Raw genomic sequence first — 8,256 nt, 5'->3', positions numbered from 1 at the left:
TGAAGTGCCCCCAAAAAGTTAGACACTTTTGGGGGCATTTTTTATGGATAAAAGAGTCAGATACAGTTATCAGCAGAAACTGTCCATTGTCAAGGCCATTGAATCAGGGAAGGAATCAATCACGTCCTCATCTAAAAAATTAGGATGCTCACGCTCACGGATTCAACAGTGGTTAGGTCATTACAGACAAGGTGGTCCTCAGGGCTTAAAGATACGTCAAGAGACATATACCGGTGACTTTAGGCTAAAAGTAATTAAACTAATGATAAATAAGGGGTTATCTTTGACTGATACTTGTTCAGCTTTCAATATTCCCAATTTGGGCACCGTTCATAGATGGTTGACTATATACAAAGAACATGGTGCGAATGTGTTATTGAAGATTAAGCAGGGTCGAAAAAAGACTACTATGCCTCGTAAAAAAAAACAAGCAACAACTGATCTAAGTCCGGAAGCTCAACAACTGGAGAAGCTACGTGCAGAAGTGCAATTTCTACGTGCAGAAAATGATTTTTTAAAAAAGTTAGACGCCTTAACCCGGGAAAAAGAAGCGCAGAACCAACCAAAGAAAAAGCGCAGGCCATCAGGGAATTAAGGCATAAATATCCTCTGGATATACTTCTGAAAGTAGCAAGGATGGCACGTAGTACATATTATTATTGCTTGAAGCAATCAGCACAACCCAATAAATATATTGAGCTAGAAACGGAAATAAATCAGATTTATCATAAGCATAAGGGGCGGTATGGTTATAGGCGTATAACCTTAGCGATTAGACAACAAGGTCTTCTGGTCAATCATAAGACCGTATTAAGGATAATGAGATTGAAGGGGCTTAAATCGCTGGTCAGGATAAAAAAATATAAGTCCTACAAAGGAGTACAGGGGAAAGTTGCCCGCAATCTACTTAAACGAAATTTTTTTGCATCCAAACCGAATCAAAAATGGGTGACAGATGTGACAGAGTTTAAAGTAAGTGGCAAAAAGCTATATCTGTCGCCCATTATGGATTTATATAATGGGGAGATAATTAGCTATAATTTAAGTGGACAACCTTCGAGTAAACAGACAATAGAAATGCTGACGGGTGCCGTAAAGCTATTACCTTCGAAGCATAAACTTATTTTGCATTCTGACCAGGGATGGCAGTATCAGATGCAGGCCTGGCAGCTCATGCTTAGAAGCAATAAAATCAGGCAAAGTATGTCAAGGAAAGGGAATTGCCTGGATAATGCAGTAATGGAAAACTTTTTTTCCATTATCAAATCAGAGCTGTATTACCTTCATAAATTTACTTCTATTGAAGTATTGAGGAAGGAAATTATTGAATACATTGATTATTATAATAACCAGAGAATCAAATTAAAACTGAACGGCTTGAGTCCAGTACAATACCGAACTCAAGCCGCTTAATCAAAAAAGCCGTCCAAACTTTTGGGTTCACTTCATTGCGGAGGCTTTCTTTTTTTCTATAGCACAACATTAATTAATCATATCCTTTATCTCGCTCAGCTTCAACAGCGCTTCCACCGGCGTCAGCCGGTTGATGTCCACATTTTCCAGCTTCTGCCGGATGCCCTGGAATGTATCGCTGTGCGCGTCAAAAATATTCAACTGCAGTTTTTGGGTAGGAGTGGAGAGATTTTTTACCTGCCGCTGCAACGCCCCGTCGATATGCTTTTCTTCCAGCTGCGCCAGCACCTCGTTGGCACGGTCAATCAGTTCCGGCGGCATGCCGGCCATCTTCGCTACATGAATACCGAAGCTATGACGGCTGCCTCCCGGCGCCAGCTTGCGCAGGAAGATGATCTTGTTGCCGCTTTCCATATTGGTGATATGGTAGTTCTTCACCCGGCTATGCTTGTTCTCCAGCTCATTCAGCTCATGATAGTGCGTGGCAAACAGCGTTTTCGGCTGATGCCCGCTCATGTCGTGCAGGTATTCCACAATGCTCCAGGCAATGGAAATACCGTCGTAAGTGCTGGTACCGCGGCCGATCTCATCCAGTATCACCAGGCTTCTCGGCGTAATGCTGTTGATAATACTCGCCGTTTCGTTCATCTCCACCATGAAGGTTGACTCCCCGCCGCTCAGGTTATCGGAAGCGCCTACACGGGTAAAGATTTTATCCGTCAACCCAATTTCCGCACGGGTGGCCGGCACAAAGCTGCCCATATGCGCCATCAGCGTAATCAGCGCCGTTTGGCGGAGCAGGGCGGATTTACCGCTCATGTTAGGCCCCGTGAGGATGATGATCTGCTGGGTTTCTTTATCCAGGGTAATGTCGTTGGCGACGTAGGTTTCGCCTGGAGGCAAGCCCCGTTCAATCACGGGGTGGCGCCCTTCCACAATCCGCAGGTCATAACCGTCGTTGATTTCAGGGCGGCGGTATTTGTACTGCACCGCGTTGTGCGCAAAGCAGAGGAGGCAATCCAACCGCGCAAAAATCTGCGCATCCTGCTGTATAGGCTCTATAAAGTCCTGCAGGGCCGCCAGCAGTTCGTCGAACAGGCGGGTTTCCAGCGCCAGGATTTTATCCTCCGCGCCAACAATCTTTTCTTCGTACTCCTTGAGTTCAGGCGTAATATAACGTTCCGCGTTGGCCAGCGTTTGTTTGCGGATCCAGGTAGCGGGTACTTTGTTTTTGTGGGTATTGGTTACTTCCAGGTAATAACCGAATACGTTGTTAAAGGCAATTTTCAGGCTCGGGATACCCGTAGCTTCCGATTCCTTTTGCTGTATCTGCAACAGGTAATCCTTGCCTTTGGTGGCAATGCCGCGCAGTTCGTCCAGCTCGGGATGCACGCCGTCTTTAATCACGCCGCCCTTGTTTACCAGCACCGGTGGCGTTTCCATCATCTCGTTGAGGATGCGGTTCATAATCGGCGCACATACATCCAGCTTTTCGTTGAGGCGTTGCAGGTAGTCGTTGGTATTTTTGCCGAGGATGGTTTTCACGGCCTCCACCTGTTGCAGCGCCCTTGCCAGCTGCATGACTTCCCTCGGGTTAATTTTTTTCAGGGGTATTTTGGATACCAGCCTTTCCAGGTCGCCGGTTTGTTGCAGGTGCTGCCGCAGGCCATTGGCCAGGTCTGTTTCTTTGATCAGGTATTCCACCGTATCCAGTCTTTCATTGATGCGGTCCTTATGGCGGAGCGGGAATACCAGCCAGCGTTTCAGCAGGCGGGCGCCCATAGGGGTAACGGTATTGTCCAGCGTTTTTAGCAGGGTATGCCCGTTTTCCACACTGCTGTTAAGCAGTTCCAGGTTACGCACGGTAAAGCGGTCCATCCAGAGGAAATCTTCCTGGTTGATGCGCTGCATGCGGGTGATATGCTGGAGGTTCGGATGTTCTGTATCCTTCAGGTAATGGAGGGTAGCGCCGGCAGCTACAATGGCGGCAGGCATATTTTCCACCCCGAAACCCTTGAGGGAATGCGTCTGGAATTGTTTCAGGAGGATTTCTTCGGCATAGGTAGTGGTAAAGATCCACTCTTCCATGGTATAGGTATAAAACCTGGTACCAAAGGTGGCCTTGAAGTTCTTTTGTTGCTGGCGGGCAAAGAGGACTTCCGCAGGGCGGAAGCTTTGCAGGAGTTTATCCACATATTCAATGCTGCCTTCCGCTACAAAAAATTCCCCGGTGGAAATATCCAGGAACGACACCCCGGTAACATCGCCGCCAAAGTGCACGGCCGCCAGGAAGTTGTTGCTGGAGTTTTCCAGTATCTTATCGTTAACGGCTACACCGGGCGTTACCAGCTCGGTTACCCCGCGTTTTACAATGCCTTTGGCAGTTTTAGGGTCTTCCAGCTGGTCGCACACCGCTACGCGGTAGCCGGCTTTAACCAGTTTATGAAGGTAGGTGTCCAGCGCATGATGCGGGAACCCTGCAAGGTCGCCATTGGAAGAGCCGTTAGCCCTTTTGGTCAATACAATGCCAAGCACCTGTGCGGCGATCACCGCGTCTTCGTTGAATGTTTCGTAAAAGTCGCCCACGCGGAACAATAGCACGGCATCCGGATACTTTTCCTTGATGGCCTTGTGCTGTTGCATAAGCGGGGTTTCTGCCGATTTGCTTTTTGCCATGGCGCAAATATATAAAACTCAACCCATCATGTTATCTTTGCAGGTAATGAGAAAACTAAGTATGGATGAACTGGGCCGTAAAACGGTGGAGGAATTCAAAGCCGCCGATAAAACGCCCATCGTATTGGTGCTGGATAACATCCGGAGCATGCACAACGTAGGTTCCGTTTTTCGTACAGCCGACGCGTTTTTGATCCAGGGGATCATCCTCTGTGGCTATACGCCCGTTCCCCCGCACCGGGATATTCACAAAACAGCCCTGGGCGCTACTGAAACCGTGGAATGGCAATATGCCTCCACCACTATGGAAGCGGTAATCAGCCTCCGGGCTGCAGGCTACCAGGTAATGGCCATCGAACAGGCAGTGAACAGCGTGCCACTTGATAAATTTACCCCGCCTCCGGGCCAGCCCCTGGCGTTGGTCTTCGGCAATGAAGTCAGCGGTGTGGACGGGGAGGTGATGAAAGTCGTGGATGGCTGCATCGAAATCCCCCAGTTGGGCATGAAACACTCCCTGAACATTTCTGTTAGCACCGGTATTGTAGTTTGGGATATCTTTGTGAAGCTCAAAGGCAACCATTAAATTATTTTATTTATATATGTTTACGACTATAAATAAGTATCTGTCGCTGGTAAAGTTTGCGCACACCATCTTTGCCATGCCGTTTGCACTCATCGGGTATTGCATGGCGGTAACCATTGGGGGAGGGGCTTTCAGCTGGCTCACCTTCGGCCTGGTGATCCTCTGCATGGTGTTTGCCCGCAGCGCAGCCATGGCATTTAACCGCTGGCTGGATGTGGATATCGACAAACTGAACCCCCGCACGGCCAAAAGGGAAATCCCGGCGGGCATTATTTCCAAAAGCAACGCCATGGTGTTCATCATCGCCAATTGCGTGCTGTTTGTAGCTACTACCTGGTTTATCAATAAGATCTGCTTTTTCCTGTCGCCCATCGCACTGCTGGTAGTGCTGGGATACAGCTATACCAAGCGTTTCACGGCATTATGCCACATGGTGCTGGGCGTGGGCCTCTCCCTGGCTCCTATAGGCGCTCACCTGGCTGTAACCGGCCAGTTTGCCACCCTGCCGGTGCTGGTATCCTGCCTGGTGCTTTGCTGGGTGTCAGGGTTTGATATTATCTATTCCCTGCAGGACGAGGCTTTTGATAAAAGTCAGCATCTGAACTCCATCCCTGCCTGGCTGGGGCTCCGCGGCGCCCTGCACTTTTCCGAAGCGCTGCACGTGATTGCGGCAGCTCTGGTGATCACCATCGGTATCTACGGCCATTTTCACTGGCTGTACTGGATAGGAGCCGTAGTATTTATGAGCATGCTGGTATCCCAGCACATGCTGGTAAAACCAAACGACCTGAGCCGTATCAACATTATGTTCATGACCACCAATGGCATTGCTAGCGTGGTATTTGCCGTATTCGCCATTGCTGACATGCTGGTGCTGGCTTAATTAAAATCAAATAGATTATGCCACGTATCATGGCCATTGATTATGGGAAGAAGAGAACAGGCATAGCGGTGACCGATCCGCTGAAACTCATTGCCAGTAGCCTTACTACGGTGGGTACACATGAACTGATCCCTTTCCTGAAAAAATATTTTGCTTCGGAAGAAGTAGAGCAGATCGTTATCGGAGAGCCTAAGAACCTGGATGGCAACGCAACGGATGCAACCGCCCTGGTCAACGAGTGTGTGCGGATTCTGAAAAAGAATTTCCCCGACCTGCCGGTCGTGAAAATAGATGAACGCTTCACTTCAAAGATTGCTTTCCAGAGTATGATCGACAGCGGCCTGAAGAAGAAGGACCGCCAGAACAAAGCCCTGGTAGACGAGATCAGCGCCACCATCATCCTGCAGGAATACCTCCAGCGGATATAGGATATAGTTGCCAGACCCTCGCAGCGCCTTATCAACCGGCCTTTCCGGCAGGTAAAACAGGCCCCGTGGAAACCCAAACCCGCCGGTACAGGAGCGTTTCCCCGAAAAAACAATTAAATTCGCATTTTTAAACCAAGTCACAACAATCATGATATTGCCAATAGTAGCTTACGGACATCCGGTACTGAGAAAGGTTGCGGAAGATATTACCCCGGATTATCCAGAGTTAAAGGAATTGATCGCTAACATGTGGCAAACCATGTACGCTTCCAATGGCGTGGGTATTGCCGCTCCACAGATTAATAAATCCATCCGCCTGTTTGTAGTCGACAGCAAGCAGATTATCGACAACCTGGAAGATGATGAAAAGAACGACTACCCGGGTGATGAAGGTATCAAAGAAGTGTTCATCAACGCCCACATCGTGGAAACCGGTGGTAAAGAGTGGCCTTACAACGAAGGATGCCTCAGCATTCCTAAAGTAAGGGAAGATGTAGACCGCCCGGAAACTGTTACCCTCCGCTATGTAGACGAAAACTTCCAGCCAAAGGAAAAAACATTCACCGGCGTTACCGCCCGCGTGATCCAGCACGAATACGATCATATTGACGGCATCCTGTTCATCGATCACCTGAAGCCATTGAAACGCAGAATGTTGAAAAGTAAACTGGACGATATCACCAAAGGTAAGATCAGGGTGGATTACAAAATGTCTTTTCCGAAATAGGAAAATATTTTGTAATGTAAAATAAACCTGTTATTTTGGACATAACATCCACATCCATCAAAGTTTAACATCCATATCCTTTTGGCCGCTGCATCTACATACACGGAAGCTGAACTCGTTCAGGGCCTCAAAGCGAGGAATGAAAAGATTTTCAGTTATTTGTACGACCATTATTCACCCGCATTATATAGTGTGGCCCTTAAGGTCATTGCAGATGAAACTACTGCCGGCGATGTGCTGCAGGAGGCATTTGTAAAGATCTGGCGAAGTATTGATAAATACGACGCTACCAAGGGCCGCCTCTTTACCTGGATGTTGAACATCGCCAGGAATACCGCTATCGACAGCCTCAGATCAAAAGCCTATAAACTCGATCAGAAAATAACCGATGTTGACAACCTTGCTATCCTCAATGAACCACAACTAGCCATATATTTGCAGGTGGATCACCTGGGTCTTAGTAAGGCAGTTGAACGACTCCAGAAAGAACAGCGCACCATCATTGATCTGGCTTATTATAAGGGCTGTACCCAGGAAGAAATTTCCAAAGCACTGGACATACCGCTTGGCACCGTGAAAACCCGGATGCGCAATGCTATCATGCAATTAAGAGGTCTTTTAAAACAATAATTGTAATCCACGTGGACATAAACCATTACATATCATCAGGTGTCCTGGAAAGTTACGTTTATGGCTTGCTTCCAGAAGATGAAGTCGCAGAAGTGGAAGCAATCGCACAGCAATACCCTGAAGTCAGAGAAATCGTCGAAGACCTGCAGCTTCAGAAGGAAGAATTTGTGAAATGCTATGCTGTTACGCCTCCACCCGAAATTAAAGCAAGGTTGATGCTCATCATCCGGAATGAAAGCACACCCGAAGGCGAACTGGCGCTTCCCCAGGAACTCCGGCTGAATAACCCTGTTCCCCAGCCGCTCCTGACCACTCCGGCCGTAAAGATGAAAGCCGTAACCGGTAAAAAGCAGGAACGCATCTGGAAAATTATCGCCGCTGCCGTGATCGGCATCCTGATCATCAGCGCCGGTATAAACTTCTTTCTGGCTACGGACAGTAAGGATTATAAAGCCAGGTACGAAAGACTCATCGCCTCCCAAAAGAAAATCGACGAGAATAAAAACCTGGAATCCAATCAAACGGCCAGCGTACAGGAAAGCGATGAGGACAAAAAACTCCTTAAGGACCCGAACGTGATCTGGATCAAAGCCAGCGGCTACGGCCCGCACCCGGACGGCGCGGTGACCATCGGCTGGAATAAGGCTTCCAAAGAGGTGTACCTCGTCAACTGGCGGCTACCCATACCCCCGGAAGACAAGCAGTACCATCTCCGCACCATCACCGATGGCAAGCCGGCAGATGCAGGAATACTCGTGATCACACCGTCTTCCAACGGAAAGATTCAACACCTCAAAACGACCACCATTCCGCAATCGTTTGTAGTAACCCTGGAGCCCATCGGGAGTAAAGGAGCAAACGGCAAAACCGAAATTTACCAGGTCGCCGAAATGAACCTGTAGGATTTTGAAAGTTC

Annotated in this window: 7 protein-coding genes and 1 pseudogene; 7 read left to right on the top strand and 1 reads right to left on the bottom strand. The window is 48.3% G+C overall.

The window, feature by feature from the left end:
- Positions 1-43: 43 nt before the first annotated feature.
- Positions 44-1,413, top strand: a pseudogene (locus BOC67_RS24140) (IS3 family transposase).
- Between the two features lie 69 nt (positions 1,414-1,482).
- On the opposite strand, the gene mutS reads toward BOC67_RS24140, so the two are convergent.
- The gene (gene mutS, locus BOC67_RS24135) at positions 1,483-4,056 is read right to left on the bottom strand and encodes a DNA mismatch repair protein MutS (protein WP_291914606.1); all 2,574 of its coding nucleotides are present in this window, start codon (positions 4,054-4,056) and stop codon (positions 1,483-1,485) included.
- Positions 4,057-4,135: 79 nt separating this feature from the next.
- Here mutS and BOC67_RS24130 point away from each other — a divergent pair, with 79 nt between their 5' ends.
- The 6 genes from BOC67_RS24130 (at position 4,136) to BOC67_RS24105 (ending at position 8,242) form a co-directional block, all read left to right on the top strand.
- A complete protein-coding gene (locus BOC67_RS24130) occupies positions 4,136-4,672 on the top strand; it encodes an RNA methyltransferase (protein WP_367115591.1) in 537 nt (178 codons plus the stop codon).
- A 16-nt stretch (positions 4,673-4,688) separates the two neighbouring features.
- Complete coding sequence (locus tag BOC67_RS24125; RefSeq protein WP_291914604.1) at positions 4,689-5,555, top strand: UbiA-like polyprenyltransferase; 867 nt, start codon at positions 4,689-4,691, stop codon at positions 5,553-5,555.
- Positions 5,556-5,572: 17 nt separating this feature from the next.
- Positions 5,573-5,983: a Holliday junction resolvase RuvX gene (gene ruvX / locus BOC67_RS24120; RefSeq protein WP_291914602.1), complete on the top strand. Its 411-nt coding sequence runs from the start codon at positions 5,573-5,575 to the stop codon at positions 5,981-5,983.
- Positions 5,984-6,131: 148 nt separating this feature from the next.
- A complete protein-coding gene (gene def / locus BOC67_RS24115; RefSeq protein WP_291914600.1) occupies positions 6,132-6,710 on the top strand; it encodes a peptide deformylase in 579 nt (192 codons plus the stop codon).
- 81 nt (positions 6,711-6,791) lie between these two features.
- Positions 6,792-7,340, top strand: coding sequence for a sigma-70 family RNA polymerase sigma factor (locus tag BOC67_RS24110; RefSeq protein ID WP_291914598.1), 549 nt, complete (start codon positions 6,792-6,794; stop codon positions 7,338-7,340).
- 65 nt (positions 7,341-7,405) lie between these two features.
- Positions 7,406-8,242, top strand: coding sequence for an anti-sigma factor (locus BOC67_RS24105; RefSeq protein WP_291914596.1), 837 nt, complete (start codon positions 7,406-7,408; stop codon positions 8,240-8,242).
- Positions 8,243-8,256: the final 14 nt, after the last annotated feature.

The sequence above is a fragment of the Chitinophaga sp. CB10 genome (assembly GCA_001870995.2).
In the GTDB taxonomy this organism is placed as follows: domain Bacteria; phylum Bacteroidota; class Bacteroidia; order Chitinophagales; family Chitinophagaceae; genus Chitinophaga.
This window is presented reverse-complemented; position numbering and strand designations above follow the sequence as displayed.